This is a genomic window from Piscinibacter sp., assembly GCF_047600445.1.
Taxonomy (GTDB): domain Bacteria; phylum Pseudomonadota; class Gammaproteobacteria; order Burkholderiales; family Burkholderiaceae_C; genus Piscinibacter.
In genome coordinates, this window is record NZ_JASGKT010000002.1 from 1185190 (window position 1) to 1206838 (window position 21649).

Annotated in this window: 26 protein-coding genes; 3 read left to right on the top strand and 23 right to left on the bottom strand. The window is 70.7% G+C overall.

What is annotated here, in order from left to right; all coding sequences use genetic code 11:
* The first annotated feature begins 20 nt into the window (after positions 1–20).
* Together pmbA and QM792_RS09680 are read left to right on the top strand one after the other, a co-directional pair.
* The gene (gene pmbA / locus QM792_RS09675) at positions 21–1403 is read left to right on the top strand and encodes a metalloprotease PmbA (protein WP_415149536.1); all 1383 of its coding nucleotides are present in this window, start codon (positions 21–23) and stop codon (positions 1401–1403) included.
* Between the two features lie 110 nt (positions 1404–1513).
* Entirely contained in the window at positions 1514–2596 is a 1083-nt protein-coding gene (locus QM792_RS09680; protein ID WP_415149538.1) for a TRAP transporter substrate-binding protein, read from the top strand.
* Here the strand turns inward: QM792_RS09680 and QM792_RS09685 are convergent.
* The 19 genes from QM792_RS09685 to ybiB all read right to left on the bottom strand — a co-directional run bounded on the left by QM792_RS09685 (position 2574) and on the right by ybiB (position 18207).
* Positions 2574–3017: a hypothetical protein gene (locus QM792_RS09685; RefSeq protein ID WP_415149539.1), complete on the bottom strand. Its 444-nt coding sequence runs from the start codon at positions 3015–3017 to the stop codon at positions 2574–2576. The two genes, QM792_RS09680 and QM792_RS09685, sit on opposite strands and share 23 nt — an antisense overlap.
* Positions 3014–4510 (bottom strand): TRAP transporter large permease, encoded by a 1497-nt coding sequence (locus QM792_RS09690; RefSeq protein WP_415149540.1) that lies wholly within the window; start codon positions 4508–4510, stop codon positions 3014–3016. Before QM792_RS09690 ends, QM792_RS09685 begins: the two co-directional genes overlap by 4 nt.
* Entirely contained in the window at positions 4507–5046 is a 540-nt protein-coding gene (locus QM792_RS09695; protein ID WP_415151606.1) for a TRAP transporter small permease subunit, read from the bottom strand. Before QM792_RS09695 ends, QM792_RS09690 begins: the two co-directional genes overlap by 4 nt.
* Positions 5047–5061: 15 nt before the next feature.
* On the bottom strand, positions 5062–5412 hold the full coding sequence (locus QM792_RS09700; RefSeq protein ID WP_415149542.1) for a TIGR01244 family sulfur transferase: 351 nt from the start codon (positions 5410–5412) through the stop codon (positions 5062–5064).
* 12 nt (positions 5413–5424) lie between these two features.
* A complete protein-coding gene (locus tag QM792_RS09705) occupies positions 5425–5871 on the bottom strand; it encodes a GatB/YqeY domain-containing protein (RefSeq protein ID WP_415149543.1) in 447 nt (148 codons plus the stop codon).
* 64 nt (positions 5872–5935) lie between these two features.
* Positions 5936–6148: a 30S ribosomal protein S21 gene (gene rpsU / locus QM792_RS09710; protein ID WP_299763196.1), complete on the bottom strand. Its 213-nt coding sequence runs from the start codon at positions 6146–6148 to the stop codon at positions 5936–5938.
* Between the two features lie 121 nt (positions 6149–6269).
* The gene (locus QM792_RS09715) at positions 6270–7505 is read right to left on the bottom strand and encodes an NAD(P)/FAD-dependent oxidoreductase (protein WP_415149545.1); all 1236 of its coding nucleotides are present in this window, start codon (positions 7503–7505) and stop codon (positions 6270–6272) included.
* An 82-nt stretch (positions 7506–7587) separates the two neighbouring features.
* Positions 7588–8730, bottom strand: coding sequence for an ABC transporter substrate-binding protein (locus tag QM792_RS09720; RefSeq protein WP_415149547.1), 1143 nt, complete (start codon positions 8728–8730; stop codon positions 7588–7590).
* A gap of 55 nt (positions 8731–8785) precedes the next feature.
* On the bottom strand, positions 8786–9412 hold the full coding sequence (locus tag QM792_RS09725) for a TetR/AcrR family transcriptional regulator (protein WP_415149549.1): 627 nt from the start codon (positions 9410–9412) through the stop codon (positions 8786–8788).
* 19 nt (positions 9413–9431) lie between these two features.
* Positions 9432–10496, bottom strand: coding sequence for a 1,2-phenylacetyl-CoA epoxidase subunit PaaE (paaE, locus tag QM792_RS09730; RefSeq protein WP_415149550.1), 1065 nt, complete (start codon positions 10494–10496; stop codon positions 9432–9434).
* Between the two features lie 129 nt (positions 10497–10625).
* Positions 10626–11114 (bottom strand): 1,2-phenylacetyl-CoA epoxidase subunit PaaD, encoded by a 489-nt coding sequence (paaD, locus tag QM792_RS09735; RefSeq protein WP_415149551.1) that lies wholly within the window; start codon positions 11112–11114, stop codon positions 10626–10628.
* A complete protein-coding gene (gene paaC / locus QM792_RS09740; protein ID WP_415149553.1) occupies positions 11108–11869 on the bottom strand; it encodes a 1,2-phenylacetyl-CoA epoxidase subunit PaaC in 762 nt (253 codons plus the stop codon). Before paaC ends, paaD begins: the two co-directional genes overlap by 7 nt.
* Complete coding sequence (gene paaB, locus QM792_RS09745) at positions 11869–12153, bottom strand: 1,2-phenylacetyl-CoA epoxidase subunit PaaB (protein WP_415149554.1); 285 nt, start codon at positions 12151–12153, stop codon at positions 11869–11871. Before paaB ends, paaC begins: the two co-directional genes overlap by 1 nt.
* A gap of 103 nt (positions 12154–12256) precedes the next feature.
* Entirely contained in the window at positions 12257–13264 is a 1008-nt protein-coding gene (paaA, locus tag QM792_RS09750; protein ID WP_415149556.1) for a 1,2-phenylacetyl-CoA epoxidase subunit PaaA, read from the bottom strand.
* A gap of 13 nt (positions 13265–13277) precedes the next feature.
* Positions 13278–14597 (bottom strand): phenylacetate--CoA ligase PaaK, encoded by a 1320-nt coding sequence (gene paaK / locus QM792_RS09755; RefSeq protein ID WP_415149557.1) that lies wholly within the window; start codon positions 14595–14597, stop codon positions 13278–13280.
* A 25-nt stretch (positions 14598–14622) separates the two neighbouring features.
* Positions 14623–15063 (bottom strand): hydroxyphenylacetyl-CoA thioesterase PaaI, encoded by a 441-nt coding sequence (paaI, locus tag QM792_RS09760; protein WP_415149559.1) that lies wholly within the window; start codon positions 15061–15063, stop codon positions 14623–14625.
* 10 nt (positions 15064–15073) lie between these two features.
* Complete coding sequence (locus tag QM792_RS09765) at positions 15074–15883, bottom strand: enoyl-CoA hydratase-related protein (RefSeq protein ID WP_415149561.1); 810 nt, start codon at positions 15881–15883, stop codon at positions 15074–15076.
* A 184-nt stretch (positions 15884–16067) separates the two neighbouring features.
* Complete coding sequence (locus QM792_RS09770; protein ID WP_415149563.1) at positions 16068–17204, bottom strand: sterol desaturase family protein; 1137 nt, start codon at positions 17202–17204, stop codon at positions 16068–16070.
* A 49-nt stretch (positions 17205–17253) separates the two neighbouring features.
* Positions 17254–18207, bottom strand: a complete 954-nt coding sequence (gene ybiB, locus QM792_RS09775; protein WP_415149565.1) for a DNA-binding protein YbiB — start codon at positions 18205–18207, stop codon at positions 17254–17256.
* Positions 18208–18454: 247 nt separating this feature from the next.
* Here ybiB and QM792_RS09780 point away from each other — a divergent pair, with 247 nt between their 5' ends.
* A complete protein-coding gene (locus QM792_RS09780) occupies positions 18455–19453 on the top strand; it encodes a GGDEF domain-containing protein (RefSeq protein ID WP_415149567.1) in 999 nt (332 codons plus the stop codon).
* Positions 19454–19480: 27 nt separating this feature from the next.
* Here the strand turns inward: QM792_RS09780 and QM792_RS09785 are convergent, their stop codons facing one another.
* From QM792_RS09785 to QM792_RS09800, 4 genes are all read right to left on the bottom strand, one after another.
* Complete coding sequence (locus QM792_RS09785) at positions 19481–20305, bottom strand: sulfite exporter TauE/SafE family protein (RefSeq protein ID WP_415149568.1); 825 nt, start codon at positions 20303–20305, stop codon at positions 19481–19483.
* A gap of 61 nt (positions 20306–20366) precedes the next feature.
* Positions 20367–20825 (bottom strand): EVE domain-containing protein, encoded by a 459-nt coding sequence (locus QM792_RS09790; protein ID WP_415149569.1) that lies wholly within the window; start codon positions 20823–20825, stop codon positions 20367–20369.
* 245 nt (positions 20826–21070) lie between these two features.
* A complete protein-coding gene (locus tag QM792_RS09795; protein ID WP_415149571.1) occupies positions 21071–21370 on the bottom strand; it encodes a cell division protein ZapA in 300 nt (99 codons plus the stop codon).
* Positions 21367–21585: a DUF904 domain-containing protein gene (locus QM792_RS09800; protein ID WP_415149572.1), complete on the bottom strand. Its 219-nt coding sequence runs from the start codon at positions 21583–21585 to the stop codon at positions 21367–21369. Before QM792_RS09800 ends, QM792_RS09795 begins: the two co-directional genes overlap by 4 nt.
* Between the last annotated feature and the right edge of the window lie 64 nt (positions 21586–21649).

Here is a 21649-nt window from a genome sequence, read left to right on the forward strand (position 1 = left end):
CGCCCCTTCGAGCCCCCTTCATGACCGACATCCACGACCGCGGCTTCGCCCACAGCCGCGCGCAGTTCCAGCAACTCGCCGAGGACGCGCTGGCGCTGGCCCGCACGCTCGGCGCCGGCGAGGCTGGCGTCGAGGTGTCCGAGGGCGTCGGCCTGTCGGTCAGCGTGCGCAAGGGCGAGGTCGAGAACGTCGAGCGCAACCGCGACAAGTCGCTCGGCATCACCGTCTACGTCGGCAAGCGGCGCGGCAACGCCAGCACCTCCGACTTCTCGCGCACCGCGCTGGAGCAGACGGTGCGCGCCGCGCACGACATCGCGCGCTTCACCGCCGAGGATCCGGCCGCCGGGCTGCCCGAGGTGGAAGACCTCGCCTTCGGCGCCGCCGCCGAGCGCGAGCTCGACCTGTACCACCCCTGGCCGCTGGTCGCCGAGCAGGCGGTCGAGATCGCGCGGCGCTGCGAGGCCGCGGCGCTGGAGACCGACAGGCGCATCACCAACTCCGACGGCGCCGGCGTCTCGGCGCAGCAGTCGCACTTCTTCATGGCCAACAGCCGCGGCTTCCGCGGCGGCTACGCCAGCTCGCGCCATTCGATCTCGGTGGCGCCCATCGCTTCCGAGCGCGCGCGCGGCGGCGGCGACATGCAGCGCGACGCCTGGTACAGCTCGATGCGAGCCAGCGACGACCTGGCCGCGCCCGAGGCGATCGGGCGCTATGCCGCCGAACGCGCGCTGTCGCGCCTGCGCGCGCGCAAGGTGGCCACGGCCGAGGTGCCGGTGCTGTTCGAGTCCACCGTCGCGGCCGGGCTGATCGGCTCGCTGGTGCAGGCCACCAGCGGCGGCGCGCTGTACCGCAAGTCGAGCTTCCTGCTCGACAGCCTGGGCAAGCCGGTGCTCGCGCCGCACCTCGACCTGCGCGAAGACCCGCACATCCCGCGCGGCAAGGGCAGCGCGCCCTTCGACGACGAGGGCGTGGTCACGCGCGCGCGCGACGTGGTGCGCGGCGGCGTGCTGCAGGGTTACTTCCTGTCGAGCTACTCGGCGCGCAAGCTCGGCATGCGCACCACCGGTCACGCCGGCGGCTCGCAGAACCTGACGCTGACCAGCCGCCTGACGCAGCCCGGCGACGACCTGGACGCGATGCTGCGCAAGCTAGGCCGCGGCCTGTTCGTCATCGAGCTGATGGGGCAGGGCGTCAATACGGTCACCGGCGACTACTCGCGCGGCGCGGCCGGCTTCTGGGTCGAGGGCGGGCGCATCGCGCACCCGGTGCACGAGGTCACGATCGCCGGCAACCTGAAGCAGATGCTCGCGGGCATCGTCGCCGTCGGCGCCGACGTCTACACCGGCGGCGCCAAGACCACCGGCTCGATCCTGGTCGAGCGCATGAAGCTGGCCGGAAGCTGAGCCGGCGGCCTCGCGAGGGGGAAAACACCGTGCGCGGCGCGGCCCCGCGCATGCCTAGAATCCCTGCGTTCTACCCTTCAATTTCTCGCGTTCGCCCCAGGAGATTCCGAATGGAACGTCGTTCATTCATCCATGGCGCCGGCATCGCCGGCGTGCTCGCGGCCGGTGCCGCCCCCGCCGTCGTGCACGCGCAGGCCAATGTGCGCTGGCGCCTCGCGTCGAGCTTCCCGAAGTCGCTCGACACCATCTTCGGCACCGCCGAGGTGTTCGCCAAGCAGGTCAGCGACATGACCGGCGGCAAGTTCCAGATCTCGGTGCATGCCGGCGGCGAGCTGATGCCGGCCTTCGGCGTGGTCGACGGCGTGCAGGGCGCCACCGTCGAGATGGCGCACACCGCGCCGTACTACTTCTACGGCAAGGACCCGACCTTCTGCCTCGGCTGCGCGGTGCCCTTCGGCCTCAACGCGCGCCAGATGACGGCCTGGACCTACGAGGGCAACGGCCTGAAGCTGATGCGCGAGTTCTACGCCAAGTACAACATCGTCAACCTGCCGGGCGGCAACACCGGCGCGCAGATGGGCGGCTGGTTCCGCAAGGAGATCAAGTCGGTGGCCGACCTCAAGGGCCTGAAGTTCCGCACCAACCCGTTTTGCGGCCGGGTGCTCGAGTCCTTCGGCGTGGTGCCGCAGTCGCTGCCCGGCTCCGACCTCTACCCCGCGCTCGAGAAGGGCACGCTGGACGCCGTCGAATGGGTCGGCCCCTACGACGACCAGAAGCTCGGCTTCAACAAGGTGGCACCGTTCTACTACTACCCCGGTTGGTGGGAAGGCGGCCCGCAGCTCGACTTCTACATCAACAGCAAGGCCTGGGAAGGCCTGTCGGCCGACTACAAGGCCGTCATCGAGGCGGCCGCCTCGCACGCGCACGTCAGCATGACGGCCAAGTACGACGTCAAGAACCCGATCGCGCTGAAGCAGCTCGTCGGCGCCGGCACCAAGCTGCGTCCGTTCTCGCAGGACGTGATGAAGGCCGCGTTCAAGTCGGCGCAGCAGATCTACGCCGACCTGTCGGCCACCAACCCGGAGTGGAAGAAGGTCTACACCGACTACGCCAAGTTCCTCGCCGAAGAGAACCTCTGGTTCCGCTTCACCGAGTCGACCTTCGACCGCTTCATGCAGGCCCAGAAGCTCTGAGCGCCGCGACACGCTCGCAGAAGCCGCGCAGCAGCGCGGCGTCTGCGGCGTGGAACCACAGCATCGAACCGTTGCGCTGGCGCACGAACAGGCGCGGCGCGACCAGCCACTCCAGGCGCGGCCAGTGCACCAGCTTGAGCTGCGTGACCTCGGCCGCGCGCGCCTGTTTGCGCCACAGCCAGGTCTGGCTCAGCGTGTCGCCGTCCAGCCGCGTGCGGCTGGCCTGCAGCCAGTAGCCCAGCCAGGCGATCAGCAGCCAGGCGCCGGCCAGCAGCGCGATGCCGCCGGCCGACCACGCGGCCCCGGCCAGCGCCGCGCGCGCGCGCAGCGCCGCCACGACCACCAGCCCGATCAGCGCGAACGCCCCCCAGCGCAGCGTGCGCGGGAAGGCGGCGCTTTCGAGAACCCCGCCCTCGCTCAACCGCCGGGCGCCGAGGCCGCCGGCTCGGTCTTGAACAGGTCGTCGGTGTCCATGTCCGGCTCGTCGGCGTCCTCGGGCGCGACCGGCGCCTCGATCTTCACCTTGTCGACGTCGATCTCGACCTCCTTGTCGAGGAAGACCGTCACCGTCTGCGGCACGAAGATCACGATCAGCACCAGCAGCAACTGCATCACCACCCACGGGATCGCGCCGAGGTAGATGTCGCGCGACTCCACCTTGCGCGGCAGTGATCCGTTCTTGAACAGCGAGTCGGCGATTCCGCGCAGGTAGAACAGAGCGAAGCCGAACGGCGGGTGCATGAACGAGGTCTGCATGTTCACGCACAGCAGCACGCCGAACCACACCAGGTCGATGCCCAGCTTGTGCGCCACCGGGCCGAGCAGCGGCAGGATGATGAAGGCGATCTCGAAGAAGTCGAGGAAGAACGCCAGGAAGAAGATGAAGACGTTGACGAACAGCAGGAAGCCGATCTGGCCGCCGGGCAGGTCGGAGAGCATGTGCTCGACCCACTTCGCGCCGTCGACGCCCTGGAACACCAGCGAGAACACGCGCGAGCCGATCAGGATGAACACCACCATCGCGGTGACGCGCATCGTGCCCAGCGCCGAGTCCTTCAGCAGCTTCCAGTCGAGCCGGCGATGGATGGCCGCGAGGATCAGCGCGCCGACCGCGCCCATCGCGCCGGCCTCGGTGGGCGTGGCCACCGCGTGTTCCATCCAGGGCAGGCCGCCCATGCTGCCGAGCACCGCGAAGATCAGGATCGCCGACGGGATGATGCCGCGCAGGCACTTGGCCCACAGCGCCCAGCCGTCGAGCGTGCGCGCCGACCTCGGCACGCCCGGCACGTGCGCCGGGCGCACGCGCGCGACCAGGAAGGTGTAGAGCGCGAAGATCAGCACCTGCAGGATCGACGGGCCCCAGGCGCCCTTGTACATGTCGCCCACCGAGCGGCCGAGCTGGTCGGCCATCACGATCAGCACCAGCGAGGGTGGCACGAGCTGCGTGATGGTGCCCGAGGCGGCCAGCACGCCGGTGGCGTAGCGCATGTCGTAGCCGTAGCGCATCATCACCGGCAGCGAGATCATCGCCATCGCGATCACCTGGCCGGCCACCGTGCCGGTGATCGCGCCGAGGATGAAGCCGACGATGATCACCGAGTAGCCCAGCCCGCCGCGCACCGGGCCGAACAACTGCCCCATCGAATCGAGCATGTCCTCGGCCAGCCCGCACTTCTCGAGCACCGCGCCCATCAGCGTGAAGAAGGGGATCGCCAGCAGCAGCTCGTTGGACAGGATGCCGAACACGTTCAGCGGCAGCGCGCTCATGAACGAGGCCGGGAACCAGCCCATCTCGACGGCGAAGAAGCCGCACGCCAGCCCGAGCGCCGACAGCGAGAACGCCACCGGGAAGCCGACCAGCAGCACCACCACCAGCGCCGCGAACATCAGCGGCGCGAAGTTTTCCATGCTCATTGCAGCGGCCTCTCGTAGTGGAAGTCGCCGTGGTACTCGTGGCGCAGCCAGGCGACGCGCTTGATGATCTCCGACAGCGCCTGCAGCAGCAGCAGCGCGAAGCCCAGCGGCAGCATCGCCATCGCGGGCCAGCGGATCAGCCCGCCGATGTTGCCCGACATCTCGCCGCTGCGCAGCATGCCGAGGAACAGCGGCCACGCGTACCAGATCATCACCACCATCGTCGGCAGCACGAACAGCGTGAAGCCGGCCAGGTCGAGCAGGGCCTGGCCGCGGCCGGACAACCGGCTGTACAGCAGGTCGACGCGCACGTGCTCGTTGACGCGCATCACCTGCGCCGCGCCCAGCATCACGCAGGCGGCGAACAGGTACCACTGGATCTCGAGCCAGGCGTTCGAGCTGTAGTCCAGCCCGTAGCGCACCACGGCGTTGCCGGCGCTGATGAGGCACGAGATCACGACGGCCCACTTGGCGATCCAGGCGAAGCGGTCCGACAGGCCGTCCACCAGCCGGGAGAAGGCGAGCAGGGTCTTCATCAAGGCTTGTCTCCTTCAGCGTGCCGTCGCTGCGGCGTAGAGCTTGCCCGAGCGCGTGCCGCTGCGGCAGAAGGCCACCATGGGGCGCGGCAGGCTGGCCAGCAGCGCGGCCATGCGCGCGATCTCCTCGGGCGACTGGTAGGCCGGCTGCACCGGCAGGTAGGCGTAGGCGAGGCCGGCGGCCGCGGCGGCGGCGGCCATCTGGGCGTCGGTCGGCTGGTCGGGGCCTTCTTCGTAATCGGGCCGGTTGTTCACCACGCTCTTGAAGCCCAGCGCGGCCAGCTCGGCCATCGCGGCGGGTTCGAGCTGCGGGGCGACGCAGACGTCGGGCGCCACGTTGCGCAGCAGTTGTCGCAGCGGAATCATGCCGTGACCCCTTCAGCGCGACAGCGCCTGCTTGACCGCCGCGGACACCAGGCTCATGTCGGCCTGGCCGGCGAACTTCGCCTTGGCCGCGCCCATCACCTTGCCCATGTCGGTCGGGCCGGCGGCGCCGAGTTCGGCCACCAGCGCCGCCACCTGCGCGGCGATCTGCCCGGCCGACAGCCGCGCCGGCAGGTAGCCTTCGAGCACCTGCAGCTCGGCCGTTTCCTTGTCGACCAGGTCGCCGCGGCCGGCGGCGGAAAACTGGGCGATCGAGTCCTTGCGCTGCTTGATCAGCTTGTCGACGATGCCGACCACGGCCGCGTCGTCGAGCGTGACGCGCTCGTCGACTTCCTTCTGCTTGAGCGCGGCGAGCAGGCCACGGATGGTCAGCAGCCGCGCGGCGTCCTTGGCGCGCATGGCGGCCTTCATGTCTTCGGTGATGCGGTCCTTCAGGCTCATGCCCGTCTCCAGAAGCGACAAAGCCCGCAGGGCTGCGGGCTTCGATGATGCATGCGCCGGAAGCTCAATAGAGCTTCTTGGGCAGTTGCATGCTGCGAACGCGCTTGAAATGGCGCTTGATGGCCGCGGCCTTCTTGCGCTTGCGCTCGGCGGTGGGCTTCTCGTAGAACTCGCGGGCGCGCAGGTCGGTCAGCAGCCCGAGTTTCTCGATGGTGCGCTTGAAGCGGCGCAGTGCCACGTCGAACGGCTCGTTTTCTTTGACGCGAATCGTAGTCATGTAGAACGGTTGGGGTTGAGTTGCGCTCGGTGTTGCGGTGCGTTCCTGGCCGGAGGGTCCGGAGTTCCCGCCAGGATCGGCCGCCGCAATCGCGGCGCGGGTTTGCCAGCAAAGACCACGATTATATGCCGGAAGCCGAACCCTGCAAGCCTGTCGCCGTGGCGGCGCCCAGGGCCCGGGCGCAGGCCGCGGCGCTGGCCCAGGCCCACTGGAAGTTGTAGCCGCCGAGCCAGCCGGTCACGTCGACCACCTCGCCGATGAAGTACAGGCCGGGCACGCGCCGGCTTTCCATGGTCTGCTGGTTCAGCTCGCGGGTGTCTACGCCGCCCAGCGTCACCTCGGCCTTGCGGTAGCCCTCGCTGCCGTCGGGCGTGATGGTCCAGGCCTGCAGGCCGTCCGCCAGCTCGCGCAGCTCGGCGTCGCGCATCTCGGCCAGCGCCCGCGCCGCCCAGCCGGGGCGCGCCGCCAGCCAGGCCTCGGCGAGGCGGCGCGGCAGCCGCTCGGCCAGTTCGCTGCCGAGCTGGCGGCGCGCACCTTTCTTGGCGGCCAGCAGTTCCGCGGCCAGGTCGCGGCCGGGCGCCAGGTCGAGCCGCAACGGCTCGCCTTCGCGCCAGTAGCTGGAGGCCTGCAGCACCGCCGGGCCCGACAGGCCGCGGTGCGTGAAGAGCAGGTCTTCGACGAAGCGCCCGCGCGCCGGGGCGGCGCCGGCTTCGATGCCGACCTCCAGCGAGATGCCGGCCAGCGTCACGAAGGGCGCCCAGTCGGCCGCCGCGAAGGTCAGCGGCACCAGGCCGGGGCGCGTGGCCACGATGCCGTGGCCGAAGCGCGCGGCCAGCCGGTGGCCGAAGTCGCTGGCGCCGATCTTCGGGATCGAGAGCCCGCCGGTGGCGACCACCAGCCGGGGCGAGCGCACCGGCCCGCCGTCGGTGTCCAGCTCGAAGCCGCCGTCGCCGCGGCGCACCGCGTGCACGGCGCAGGGCTGGCGGCGCTGCACGCCGCCGGCCGCGCACTCGGCCAGCAGCATCTGCACGATGTCCTCGGCCGAGCGGTCGCAGAAGAGCTGGCCCTTGTGCTTCTCGTGCCAGCGGATGCCGTGGCGCTCGACCAGCGCGATGAAGTCGGCCGACGTGTAGCGCGCCAGCGCCGAGCGGCAGAAGTGCGGGTTGGCGCAGAGGAACTGCGCCGGCGTGGCGTCGCGGTTGGTGAAGTTGCAGCGCCCGCCGCCGGAGATGCGGATCTTCTCCGCCACCTTGGGCGAGTGGTCGAGCAGCAGCACGCGCGCGCCGAGCTGCCCGGCCATCGCGGCGCAGTGAAGGCCGGCCGCTCCCGCGCCGACGATCACCGCGTCGAAGTGCATCAGCGCGCGCCGGGCCGTCCCAAGCGCGCTGGCTCCCCCTCGGGGGGGCGCGAGCGAGGCGAGCTCGGGGGCGCCGCGGTCATCAGGGTTGATATTTCCAGGCGCCGTCGACGATCTTGACCATCACGTAGGCGCGCTGGTCGAGGCCGAGGTGGTCGGTGGGCGACATCGTGAAGATGCCGTGCGCGCCGGGCATGTTCTTGACCTGCTCGATCGCGTCGCGCAGCGCGATGCGGAACTCGGCCGTGCCCGGCCTGGCCTTCTTCAGCGCCGCCGGCACCGCGGCGGTCATCAGCAGACCGGCGTCCCAGGCGTGCGCGCCGAAGGTCGAGGCGGAGCCCTTGCCGTGCGCCGCCTCGTAGGCCTGCACGTAGGCCATCGCCGTCTTCTTCACCGGGTTGGAGGCAGGCAACTGGTCGGCCACCAGCACCGGGCCGGAGGGCAGGAAGGTGTCGTCGACGTCCTTGCCGCCGACGCGCAGGAAGTCGGCGTTGGCCACGCCGTGCGTCTGGTAGTACTTGCCGGCGTAGCCGCGCTCCTTGAGTGTCTTCTGCGGCAGCGCCGCCGGCGTGCCCGAGCCGGCCACCAGCACGGCGTCGGGCTTGGCGGCCATGATCTTCAGCACCTGGCCGGTGACGGCGGTGTCGGTGCGCGCGTAGCGCTCGTTGGCGACGATCTGCAGGCCCTTGAGCGAGGCCACCTTGGCGAACTCGCCGTACCAGCCCTCGCCGTAGGCGTCGGCGAAGCCGATGAAGCCGACCGTCTTGACGCCGTTGTTGGCCATGTGCGCGGCGATCGCCAGCGACATCATGATGTCGTTCTGCGGCGTCTTGAACACCCAGCGCTTCTTGGCGTCCACCGGCTCGACGATGCGTGCCGAGGCGGCCATCGAGATCATCGGCACCTGCGCCTCGGCCACCACGTCGATCATCGCCAGCGAGTTCGGCGTGACGGTCGAGCCGAGCACGACGTCGACCTTGTCCTCGGTGATCAGCTTGCGGGTGTTGGCCACGGCCCTGGTGGTGTCGGAGCCGTCGTCGAGCACGATGTACTCGACCTTCTGCCCGGCGATGGTCTTGGGCATCAGGTCGATGGTGTTCTTCTCGGGGATGCCGAGCGAGGCGGCCGGCCCGGTGGCCGAGACCGTGACGCCGACCTTGATCTGGGCCTGGGCGGCGCCGGCCATCGTGAGCGCGGCGACGAGCAGCAGTCGCTGGAACTTCATCTTCTGTCTCCTTGAGAGCGGGGTGCGGAAAATTATCGACTGATCGGTCGACGAATCAGTCCCGGGCTTCTACCAGCACGGCGGCCGGCGCCTGCACGGCGCCGAGCCCGCCGAGGAACAGGTCGGCGACGATGGGCGCCACGTCGTCGTGCGCCAGCGCGCCGTTCGGCTTCAGCCAGGTGAACATCCAGTTGATCATGCCGAACAGCAGCATGGTCAGCGGCTTGGCGAGCGCGGCGCGCGCCAGTTCGGGGCGCGCCTGGCCGATCGCGACGGCGAAGGCGGCCACCACGGCGCGCTCCTTCTTCAGCACGCGGCTGCGGTCGCGCGGCTCGAGGAACTTCACGTCCTGCGTCAGCACGCCGTGGTCGTGGCGCGCCTGCGCGTACTCGTGCACGAAGCGGCGGATCAGCTCGCGCAGCCGCGCCGGCGCGGGCAGGCGCAGCGCCTCGACCTCGCCGATGATCGCCTCGAGCCGGCTGACGTGGCCCTCGGTGATCTCGCGCAGCAGCTCGTACTTGTCGCTGACGTAGTGGTACAGCAGCGCCTTGGAGATGCCGCACTCGCGCGCCAGGTCGCTCATCGAGGTCCCGGGGTAGCCGCGCTGCGCGAACAGCCGCGCGGCGCTGCGCACGATGGCCTCGCGGTTCAGCGCGTAGTCGGCGGAGCGGGCGCGTGCCATGCGGGTGCCGTGCGAGGCCTCAGCGCTCGTCCAGCGTGATGGTCACGCTGTCGGTGGTCGGGTGCGCCTGGCAGCACAGCACGAAGCCCTGCGCCACCTCGGCCTCGGTGAGCGCGAGGTTGCGGTCCATGCGCACCTGGCCGTCCAGCACCTTGCCCTTGCAGGTGGAGCACACGCCGGCCTTGCAGGCGTAGGGCACGTCGAAGCCCATGCGCCGCGCGGCGTCGAGGATGGACAGGTCGGACAGGCGGAACTCCACCTCGCGCGTCAAGCCGTCGATCACCAGCGCCACCTTGGCGTGGTCGGCGTCGCCTTCCTCGACGTGGTGCGCGGTGGCGGCGTTGACGTCGCCGAAGCGCTCGACGTGGATGCGCTCGGCGGCGAGTCCGGCCTTCTCGAGCGCCGCGACGGCGCCGTCGAGCATGCCGGCCGGCCCGCAGACGAAGACCTGGTCGACGCTCTCGGCCGGCACCAGCGTGCGCAGGAACTCGCCGACGCGTTCCTCGTCGAGCCGGCCGTTGAACAGCGGCGCGTCCTGCACCTCGCGCGAGAACACCGGCAGCAGCGTGAAGCGCCGCAGGTAGCGGTCTTTCAGGTCTTCCAGTTCTTCCTTGAACATCATGGTCGCCAGGCGCCGGTTGCCGTAGACCAGCGTGCAGCGCGTGCCGGGCTCGCGCGCCAGCAGCGTGCGGATCAGCGACAGCATCGGCGTGATGCCGCTGCCGGCGGCGATGAAGAGCAGGTGGCGCCGCGCGGCCGGGTCGGGCGCCAGCGTGAAGCGGCCCTGCGGCGGCATCACCTGCAGTGTCTGGCCGGCCGCGAGCCGCTGCGCCGCCCAGCCCGAGAAGGCGCCGCCGGGCAGCAGCCGGATGCCGACGCGCAGCTCGCCGTCCTCGGGCGCGCTGCAGATCGAGTACGAGCGGCGCAGGTCCTCGCCGTTCACGTCGGCGCGCAGCGTCAGGTACTGGCCGGGCTCGAAGGCGAACGCCTCGCGCAGCGGCTCGGGCACGCCGAAACCGACCACCAGCGCGTCGGCGTCGCGCGCGATGCTCTTCACCGGCAGGTCGTGGAATTGCAGGCTCATCGTTTGTGTCTCTCGTCGCTCATATCGGTGCATGCCGCGCTGTGACCAAGCGGTCGCCGCGGAACCGGCTGCGCCGGGCCGCTGGCGGCGCCCCCTTGGGGGGAGCGCCGCAGGCGCTGCGGGGGGTTGTCATATGGGCTTGAAGTGTTCGAAGGGTTCCAGGCAGTCGAGGCAGCGGTGCAGCGCCTTGCAGGCCGTCGCGCCGAAGGCCGACAGCCGCTGCGTGTTCAGGCTGCCGCAGCGCGGGCAGGCGATGTTCTTCGGATGGAAGCGCAGCGTCTGCGCCTCAGCGGCGCGCAGGTGCGGCGGCGCGATGCCGTAGGCGCGCAGCCGCTCGGCGGCTTCGGGCGTGATCCAGTCGGTGGTCCAGGGCGGGTCGAGCGTGGTGGTGACCCTGACCTCGCGCGCGCCGGCCTTCTTCAAGGCCTCCACCACCGCGGCCTGGATCACCTCGGTGGCCGGGCAGCCGGAGTAGGTGGGCGTCAGCGTCACCGCCACCTCGTCGTCGCCGGCCACGTCGACCTCGCGCACGATGCCCAGGTCGACCACCGAGAGCACCGGCACCTCGGGGTCGGGCACCTGCGCGAGCGTCGCCCAGGCCTGCGCGGCGTTCACCATGCGGCTCCGGGGAAGCTGCGCGGCAGCGTCTGCATCTCGGCGAGCAGGAAGCCCATGTGCTCGCTGTGCACGCCGCGCTTGCCGGTGGAGCGGAAGGGTGTGTCGGCCAGCGGCGCCAGGTTCGCCGCCGCGAACACCGGCCGCAGCTCGGCCAGCCAGGCGTTCTTCAGCGTGCTCCAGGCCGGGCCCAGGCCGCTGGCCTGCGCCTGCGCGTCGATGGCGTCGTCGGCGAACCACTCGGCCGCGTAGGGCCACAGCAGGTTCAGCGCCTCGTTGATGCGGCGCGCCGATTCGTCGCTGCCGTCGCCCAGCCGCACCACCCAGTCGCCGCTGTGCTGCTGGTGGTAGCGCACTTCCTTGAGCGTCTTGGCGGCGATCGCGGCGAGTTGCGCATGGGTCGAAGTCGCCAATGCCTGGCACAGCACCTTCATGAAGCTGGCCCACAGGAACACGCGCAGCACCGTGCGCGCGAAGTCGCCGTTGGGCAGCTCGAGCATGGTCACGTTGCGGTAGTCGCGCTCGTCGCGCAGGAAGGCGAGCGTGTCCTCGTCGCGGCCGCGGCCCTCGATCTCGCCGGTCAGCGTCAGCAGCGCGCGCGCCTGCCCGATGTGGTCGAGCGCGACGTTGGTCAGCGCGATGTCCTCCTCGATGATCGGCGCGTGGCCGCACCATTCGCCGAGGCGCTGGCCGTGGATCAGGCAGGCGTCGGCAATCCTCAAGACGTACTGCAGGATGTAGTCGGGCTTGGTATCCATCACATGTGGTCCACGTCGGCCGGCAGCTTGTAGAAGGTCGGGTGGCGGTAGACCTTGTCCTCGGCCGGCTCGAAGAACATGTCCTTGGTGTCGGGGTCGCTGGCGACGATCTGCTCCGAGCGCACCACCCACACGCTCGCGCCCTCCTGGCGGCGCGTGTAGACGTCGCGCGCCATCTGGATCGCCATCGCCGCGTCGCTGGCGTGCAGGCTGCCGCAGTGCTTGTGGTCCAGCCCGCTCTTGCTGCGCACGAACACTTCCCACAGGGGCCATTCGTTTCTCATGACAGCCCCTCGTCCGACGGGTACGTCGGCCGATCCCCCGAGGGGATCTCGCCCGGCTTCGGGCGGCCGGGCGCCGGGCTCGCCGCGCTGAACATGCGGTGCTTCATGCTGCCTCCTTGAGTTGCTTCTTGCGTTCGTGCGCGATCGCCGCCTCGCGCACCCAGGCGCCGTCGTCCCAGGCCTTGACGCGGTCGGCCAGGCGTTCGCGGTTGCAGGGGCCGTGGCCGTTGACGACGTTCCAGAATTCATCCCAGTCGATCGGGCCGTGGTCGTGGCTGCCGCGCGCCTCGTTCCACTTCAGATCGGGGTCGGGCAGCGTCACGCCCAGCACCTGCGCCTGCTGCGCGGTGGCGTCGATGAACTTCTGGCGCAGCTCGTCGTTGCCGATGCGCTTGATGCCCCAGCGCATCGACTGCACGCCGTGCGTCGATTCGGCGTCCGGCGGGCCGAACATCATCAGGCTCGGCCACCACCAGCGGTTCACCGCGTCCTGCACCATCGCGCGCTGCGCCTCGGTGCCCCGGCTCATCATCACGTGCAGCGCGTCGAAGCCCTGGCGCTGGTGGAAGGACTCCTCCTTGCAGATGCGCACCATCGCGCGCGCATAGGGCCCGTAGGAGCAGCGGCACAGCGGCACCTGGTTCATGATCGCCGCGCCGTCGACCAGCCAGCCGATCACGCCCACGTCGGCCCAGTTCAGCGTCGGGTAGTTGAAGATCGAGCTGTACTTGGCGCGGCCGCTGTGCAGCGCGTCCAGCAGCTCGTCGCGCGACACGCCCAGCGTCTCGGCGGCGGCGTAGAGGTACAGGCCGTGGCCGCCCTCGTCCTGGATCTTGGCCAGCAGGATGGCCTTGCGCTTGAGCGTCGGCGCGCGCGTCACCCAGTTGCCCTCGGGCAGCATGCCGACGATCTCGGAGTGCGCGTGCTGGCTGATCTGGCGCACCAGCGTCTTGCGGTAGTGCTCGGGCATCCAGTCCTTGGCCTCGATGAATTCGCCGGCGTCGATGCGCGCCTCGAAGGCGTCCTCGCGCGCCTGCTCTTCGGGCGTCTTGACGGCCTGCACCTGGCCCTTGGCCTCGCGGGCCATCGTGTCCATCGCTTGCGTGTACATGTCTTGTCGCTCCTTATCCCTTGGGGCGCTTGTCGATCACCCGCCGCGCCTTGCCCACCAGCGTGCGCTCGATCGAATCGGGCAGGCCGACGTCGACCTCGGCGCTCACGCCCACCAGCGTCTTGATGCGGTGCTGCAGCCACTCGCCGATCTCGCGCCGCTCGGCGGTGCCGGCCGCGCCGGCGTCGGCGCGCACCTCGCAGTGCACCGTGATGTGGTCGAGGTGGCCGTTGCGCGTGACGACGAGCTGGTACTGGCCGCCGAGCTTCTCGTGCGCGAGGATCAGCTCCTCGATCTGCGTCGGGAACACGTTGACGCCGCGGATGATCAGCATGTCGTCGCTGCGCCCGACGATCTTGCCGATGCGGCGCATGCTGCGCGCGCTCGGCGGCAGCAGGCGCGTCAGGTCGCGCGTGCGGTAGCGCACCACCGGCAGCGCCTCCTTGGTCAGCGTGGTGAAGACCAGCTCGCCTTCCGCGCCGTCGGGCAGCACCTCGCCGCTGTCGGGGTCGATGATCTCGGGGTAGAAGTGGTCCTCCCAGATCACCGGGCCGTCCTTGGCCTCGATGCACTCGCTGGCGACGCCCGGGCCCATCACTTCCGACAGGCCGTAGATGTCGACCGCGTCGATGGCCGCGGCCGCCTCGATGTCGCGGCGCATCGCCTCGGTCCAGGGCTCGGCGCCGAAGATGCCGACCTTGATCGACATCTCGCGCGGGTCCAGCCCCTGGCGGCGGAATTCCTCGACGATCACCTGCATGTAGCTGGGTGTGACCATGATGATGTCGGGCCGGAAGTCGAGGATGAGCTGCACCTGCTTCTCGGTCTGCCCGCCCGACATCGGGATCACCGTGCAGCCCAGCTTCTCGGCGCCGTAGTGCGCGCCCAGGCCGCCGGTGAACAGGCCGTAGCCGTAGGCCACGTGCACGATGTCGCCACGCCGGCCGCCGCCGGCGCGGATCGAGCGCGCCACCAGGTCGGCCCAGCGGGCTACGTCGCCCTGCGTGTAGCCGACCACGGTCGGCTTGCCGGTGGTGCCCGAGGAGGCGTGTACGCGCACCACCTGCTCGCGCGGCACCGCGAACATGCCGAAGGGGTAGTTGTCGCGCAGGTCCTTCTTGGCGGTGAAGGGGAACTTCGACAGGTCGGCGAGCGATTTCAGGTCGTCCGGGTGCACGCCCTTGGCGTCGAAGGCGCGCTTGTAGTGCGGCACGTTGGCGTAGGCATGGCGCAGCGACCATTGCAGGCGCTGCAACTGCAGTGCCTGCAACTCGTCGCGGCTGGCGGTCTCGATCGGGTCGAGATCGCCGGGGGCGGGGCGCTTGACGGGCATGGTGTCTCCGTGAGGGCGGGGCGCGTCAGGCCGGGACGACCTGCTTGCCCTTCATGCGGTACGAGCGCCCGCGGAACACCGCGATGCGCTCGCCGCCGGCGTTGGTGACGGTGATGTCGTAGAGCCCGAGCCGCGCGCCCTGCGACACGACGTTCGCGCTGGCGGTGAGCTGCTCGCCGGCGCGCGCCGGGCCGAGCAGGTCGACCTCGAAGCCCGAGGCCACCGTCATCTCGTTGTACGAGTTGCAGGCGTAGGCGAAGGCCATGTCGGCCAGCGTGGCGATCAGGCCGCCCTGGCAGGTGCCGAAGCCGTTGAGCATGGTCTCGCGCACCGTCATCGTCACGCTGGCGCTGCCGGGGGCGATGGCGCTGACCTCCATGCCGAGCGCGTGTGCGGCCTTGTCGGTGGCGAACATGGCGTCGCGCACCCGTTCGGCGAGGGCTTGTGCGTCGTTGTGTTCCGTCATGGGTGGGGGCTCAGCGGTCCTTGAACACGGGGGCGCGCTTGGCGAAGAACGCCGACACGCCTTCGAGGTAGTCGTGGCTCATGCCGAGGCGGCGCTGCACTTCGCCTTCCAGGCTGAGCGCGCCGGCGAGGTCGAGGCGGTCGCAGGCGTCGAAGGCGCGGCGCGTCTCGGCCAGCGCGCGGCTCGGCATGGCCGCCAGGCGCGCGGCCAGCGCCTGGGCCTCGCCGGCCAGCGCGGCGTCGTCGACGCAGCGCCAGATCAGGCCGATGCGCTGCGCTTCCTCGGCGCCGCACTTGTCGCCCAGCAGCGCCAGCGCCATCGCCTGGGCGCGGCCGACCAGGCGCGGCAGCAGCCAGCTCCCGCCGCAATCGGGCACCAGGCCGATCTTCGCGAAGGCCTGGATGAAGCTGGCCGAGCGGGCGGCCAGCACGATGTCGCAGTTCAGCGCCAGGTTGGCGCCGGCGCCCGCGGCCACGCCGTTGACCGCCGCGATCACCGGCACCGGGAAGCGGTGGATCGCCAGCGCCAGCGGCTTGTAGCGCGCTTCGATCAGGTCGCCGATGTCCTTGGGCGCGGCGCCGGGCGTCGGGTCGGGCGCCACCGCGGGGTCGGACAGGTCCTGCCCGGCGCAGAAGCCGCGCCCCGCGCCGGTGATCACCACGCAGCGCACCTCGGCGTCGCCGGCGGCCTGCTTCAGCGCGCCGATCAGCGCCTCGTGCAGCGCGCCGTTGAAGCTGTTCAGCGCCTGCGGGCGGTTCAGGGTCAGCGTCAGCACGGCGCCGTCGCGGCGGCTCAGCAGGGGGGCGGCGTCGTCGGCCATCGGTGGGTACCTCGGGGGTCGGCTCGGGTCGTGATGGGGGTCAATTCATTGACCGATCGGTCAACAAATGTCAATGTAGGGCAATCGGCGGCCGCCGGCAAGCCGTCGGCGGGGCGGGTTATCACCAGTGGGAAAAGGGACGCGCGGGGACGCGCGGGGACGAGCGGGGGCGAGCGCGGCGCGCTCAGCGCTTCTTCCAGACGAACGGGAAGGCGAACTGCTTGAGGAAGCCGTCGGGCACGTAGTCGCCCTGCACGCCGTAGCGCTCGGGCCACTGCCGGTCGGACTGCACCGCGGTGCCGAACAGGTGGTCGAGAAAGGCGAAATGCGCCGCGTAGTTGCGGTCGATGGCCTCGTCGTCCTGCGAGTGGTGCCAGTGGTGGAAGTTGGGCGTGACGATCAGGTAGCGCAGCGGCCCGAGCCGCACGCTGACGTTGGCATGGTTGAACACCGCCTGGAAGCCGACGATGACGATGTAGGCGTCGATCACTTCCTTGCTGAAGCCGAGCACGTAGATCGGCGCCAGCACCAGCGTGCGCGTGATCAGCAGCTCGACGATGTGCTGGCGCGAGCCGGCCAGCCAGTCCATGCTCTTCGCGCTGTGGTGCACCGCGTGCAGCCGCCACAGCAGCGGCACCTCGTGGTAGGCGCGGTGCGTCCAGTACTGCACCAGGTCGGCCACCAGGATGATCAGGAACAGGGCGGCCGGGAAGGGCAGCTCCTGCACCCACAGGCGGATGCCGTCCTGGGCGGCCCAGCCGAACAGCTTGTGCACCAGCAGGTTGGTCGCCAGCAGCACGAAGCCGACCACCATGTGGTTGACGATGAAGTGGTGGAAGTCGGTCTGCCACTCGGCGCGGAACACCGGCTGGTCGCGGCGCAGCGGGAACAGCTTCTCGACGAAGATGAAGATCAGCGACGAGCCGAGCAGGTCGAGGATGAACCAGTCCAGGCCGATGTAGGGCGTGTTGTCGGCGAAGTCGTCGACCGGCACCTTGTGGCCGCCCAGCAGCGCGGTCAGCGCCACCAGCGCGAAGGCGCCCGCGGCCAGCCAGCGGGCGCGGCCGAAGACGATGTTGACCAGCGCGATGCCGCCGGCCAGCACCATCGCCCAGTACATCACCTGGCGCAGCACGGCGACGTCGTAGCTCTTGCGCAGCTGCGGCGTGGTCAGGTACTCGGGGAAGTGGAAGGCCAGCACGCCGAGGAAGCACAGCACGGCCAGCATCAGCGCGACCACGCCCGAGACCAGGCCCTTGCCCGGGCGCAGCGCGCCGTGCGATCCGCTCAGCCGGTTGAGCTTGTCGAAGTCGTCCTGCATGGCCGCGCGCCTCCCTGGTGGCGCCGCATGATACGGCGCGGGGCCGGCCTCACGCGCTGCGCTCCTGCGCCGCGGGCTGGGCGAGCGCGGCCAGCGCGCCGAGCAGCGCCTCGACCTGCTGCTGCAAGGGCGCCGGCGCCGGCTTCTCGCCGCTGACCACCGACTGCACGTACAGCGAGGTGGTGGCGGCATCGTGGTTGCGCGGCAGCACCGGCATCTCGGTGAGCACGCCCTCCTGCGCGGCGCGCGACAGCTCGGCGCGCGGCTGGCCGCCGATGAAGACCTCGAGCCGCGGCAGGCGGCGCGGGTCGGCCACCGGCTCGCCCTCGGTGCCGCGCAGCAGCATCGCGTCGGCCTGCGTCTCGGCGAGGAACTGCGCCAGCGTGCGGCCGTACTCGGGGTGCGTGTAGTTGACCACCCGCAGCAGGCGCCGCCCCGGGCCGGGCGCCAGCAGCTTGGCCACGGTGTGCGCAGGGTTGCGCAGGCCGATCACGCGGCGCACGTCGAGCAGCCTCGCCAGCGGCGGGCACAACCCCTCGGTGCGGATGAACACCGGCTCGCGGCGCGCCCAGGCGGCGTGGATGTCGGCGCTGTCGCTGGCGATGGGCAGGCCCAGCGTCTGGAAGATCTCGGCCGTGGTCACGCGGCCCGGATCGCGCTCGGGCCCGTGCACCAGCACCGGCACGCCTTCCTGGGCCAGCAGCAGCGCCAGCAGCGCGGTCAGGTTGGGCAGCTTGCGCGCGCCGTTGTACGAGGGCAGCACCACGCCGGGCCGCGCCGGGTTCAGCGCGATGCAGCGCTCGTGCGCGGCCTGCAGGAAGCCGGCCAGCTCGTCGGGGCTTTCGCCCTTGATGCGCATCGCGATCGCGAAGGCGCCGATCTCGAGCTCGCTGGCGCGGCCGTCGAGCACCTGGCACATCAGGTCGTGCGCCTGCTGCGAATCCAGCGCGCGCGCGCCTTCCTTGCCGCGGCCGATGTCCTTGAGGTAGGGGGCGATGCTCATCGTGTGCCTGTCTTCGCTTGTCTCCGGTTTGCGGCACCGCAAGCTTCATGCCGCTGGCTCGCGCATGCTCAATCCGCGTGCTTCCCCTCATTCGAGCGGTTCGGGCCCGGGGCATGGCTATCATGCATGTCAACCTAGGGGGCATAGACTGTGGCCGGAAGTGTGAGTCGTCCTTGAAAACCGCCTCGCCGGAGAACAAGATTGTTGGGGCCGCCGCCCGTGCGGGCGCCGGCTCGCGAGCACCACGATGACCGACGTCCCGCCACCAATCGCCGGCCTCGACCCCGAGGCCCTGGAGCGCGCGCTGCGCGAGTTGCTCGATCGCCTCGACCTCGGCTTCGCGGTCAAGGAAGCCGGCTCGCTGAAATACCTGCACGTCAACGCCCGGCTCGCCGGCTGGCTCGGCAGCACGCCCGAGGCGATGCGCGGCACGGCCGACGCCCAGTGGCTGGAGGCCAGCCAGTGGCCGGCGCTGCGCACGGCCGAGAACGCCGCGCTGGCGATGACCCGCGGTGCGCTCACCGAGCACAAGCTCGAGCTGGCCGGCACGCGCCGCGAGTTCGACGTGGCGCGCATCGCGCTGCGCGGCGGCGACGGCGCCCCCGCGGCCCTGCTCGGCCTGTGGATCGACCGCAGCGCGCAGCGCCAGGTCGAGGCCAAGCTGGCGCTGGCGCTGGCGCAGCTCGAGCAGCAGCAGCAGGCCGCCGAGGCGCTGCGCCGCGAGACGCAGGACCACGGCGCGCGCGACGCCCTCACGGGCCTGTTCCAGAAGGAGCACTTCGAAGACCAGCTCCGCCGCGAGGTCGACCTGTCTTCGCGCGAGCACCGCGAGTTCTCGCTGGTGGCCATCGAGCTCGATCCGCTGCCGGCCGAGGCGCAGGCGCTGGGCACGCCGGCGCGCACCCGCGTGCTGGAGGCGCTGGGCCGGCTGCTGCGCGGCAACACGCGCGCGATGGACGCCTCGTGCCGGCTCGACGACAGCCGCTTCGGCGTGCTGCTGTCGGGCGTCGGCCTGGCCACGGCGCATGCGCGCATGGAAGGGCTGCGGCGCCAGTGCGCCACGCAGATGGTCGTGCTGGAGGGCCGCAACCTCGGCTTCACCGTCTCGATGGGCGTGGCGAGCTTCCCGCACACCGCCCACACGCAGGAGGCGCTGGTGCAGGCCGCCGAGATCGCGCTGGCCGAGGCGCGCAAGCGCGGCGGCAACCACGTCACGCTGGCCAGCATCCGCTTCGAGCTGCCCTGACGCTTGGCGTCCTGATGAACGCGCGGCTCAGCCGCTCAGCGCCTTGTAGGCCATGCTGGCGGCCAGCACGTACAGCATCAGCGCGAACACCCGCTTGAGATGCGCGACGTTCAGGCTGTGCGCCACGCGCGCGCCGAGCGGCGCGGTGCTGACGCTGGCCACCGCGATGCACGCCAGCGCCGGCAGGTACAGGTAGCCGAGCGAACCCGGCAGCGCCGAGGGCAACTGCCAGCCGCTGATGACGTAGCCCACCGTGCTGGCCAGCGCGATCGGGAAGCCGAGCGCGGCGCTGGTGGCCACGGCGTTGTGGATCGGCACGTTGCACCAGGTCATGAACGGCACCGACACGAAGGCGCCGCCGGCGCCGACCAGGCCCGACAGGAAGCCGATGCCGGCGCCCGCGCCGACCTGGCCGGCCGGCCCGGGCATCGCGCGCGCGGGCTTGGGCTTGCGGTCGAGCAGCATCTGCGTTGCCGAGAAGCCGACGAACAGCGCGAACAGCAGCGCCAGCCCCGAGCCCTTGATCAGCGCGAAGATGCCCGCGCTGGCGGCCAGCGAGCCGATCACGATGCCTGGCGCGATGCCGCGCACCAGATTCCAGCGCACCGCGCCGCGCTTGTGGTGCGCGCGCAGGCTGGACACCGAGGTGAAGAGGATGGTCGCCATCGAGGTGGCGATGGCCATCTTCACGGCCAGCCCGGCATCGACGCCGCGCGACGAGATGATGAAGGTGATGAAGGGAACCATCACCATGCCGCCGCCGATGCCCAGCAGCCCGGCGAGAAAGCCGGTGCAGGCGCCGAGGGCGAGGAATTCAGCGAGCAGCGTCGGGGTGAGCAGGGTGGATGGCAAGGCGGAGGCGGCGGCGTGGTGTCGAGCGCGGATTGTGCCGCGTCGGCGCGCCGTCGGGCGGTCAGCCGAGCAGCGCCTGCACGGCGCGCCACTCGGCGTCGCTGACCGGCGTGATCGACAGCCGGTTGCCCGGGCGCAGCAGCAGCATGGATTGCAGTTGCGGCAGCTCGCGCATGCGCTTGAGCGGCAGCAGCGCGGTCTTGCGGCGCAGCTTCACGTCGACCAGCAGCCAGCGCGGCTGGTCGCGCGTCGCCTTCGGGTCGAAGTAGGGCGAGGCCGCGTCGAACTGCGTCTCGTCCGGGTAGGGCGCGCTCGCCACCTCGGCGATGCCGGCCACGCCGGGCTCGGCGCACGACGAGTGGTAGAACAGCACGCCGTCGCCGACGCGCATCGCGTCGCGCATGAAGTTGCGCGCCTGGTAGTTGCGCACCCCGAACCACGGCACGCTCTGGCGCGGCGCGGCGGCGAGGTCGTCGATCGAGCACTCGTCGGGCTCGCTCTTCATCAGCCAGTAGGACACGGGCGTGGGGCGTGTGGCGCGGGCGAGGGAAGAAGGGTGTCCGCCACGAACCGGGAGCCGCATTCCTGAACCCAGTAGGTTCAGGTGGGCGAGGTCAGCAAGGCGTCGGGTTCATCTGACGCGAGACGATCACACCAGCCAGGCGATGTTCCAAGCCCTTGCTCGCGAGAGCATCGGTTCAAGGAAATATAGAACTCACGCGAACGCGACGGACCGGGTCATTCTACGGGGCGCGCGCCGCGTCATCACAGCAATTGACCATCGGCGCCCAGGGCCTGATCGATGCGCTTGATCAGTGCCTCGACGTCGACGTCGCCCGTGCCCGCGCTCTGCGCCGCGGCGGCCGGCCGCTCGGCCTGCGCGAAGGCGAGGTTCAGCGCCGCCAGCACGGCGATGCGCTCGCGCGCCTTGACCTTGCCGGCGTCGCGGATGGCGCTCATCTCGCGGTCGACCGCGGCGGCGGCGGCCTGCAGCGGCGCTTCGCCGCCCTCGGGGCAGACCAGGCGGTAGCCCTGGCCCATGATGGTGACTTCGATCGAGTTCACGCGGCGCCCCCGTCGTTGTTGCCGGCCTCGGCCGGCAGGCGTTCGAGCAGCGCGTCGATGCGGCTGCGCGCGGCGGCCAGGCGCGAACGCAGGCTGTCGCGCTCCTGCGTGACGCCGGCGAGCTGCTGTTCGAGCAAGGCGTTGGTGCGCTGCAACTCCTGGTGCCTCAGCAGCAGGCGTTCGACCCGTTCCGCAAGATCCTGGAGTTGGGACATGGCGCACGTGGAGGTGGAGGCAGCGGCATTGTAGGGGCCGGGCCGCCGCCCCGGGCTCGCGCGG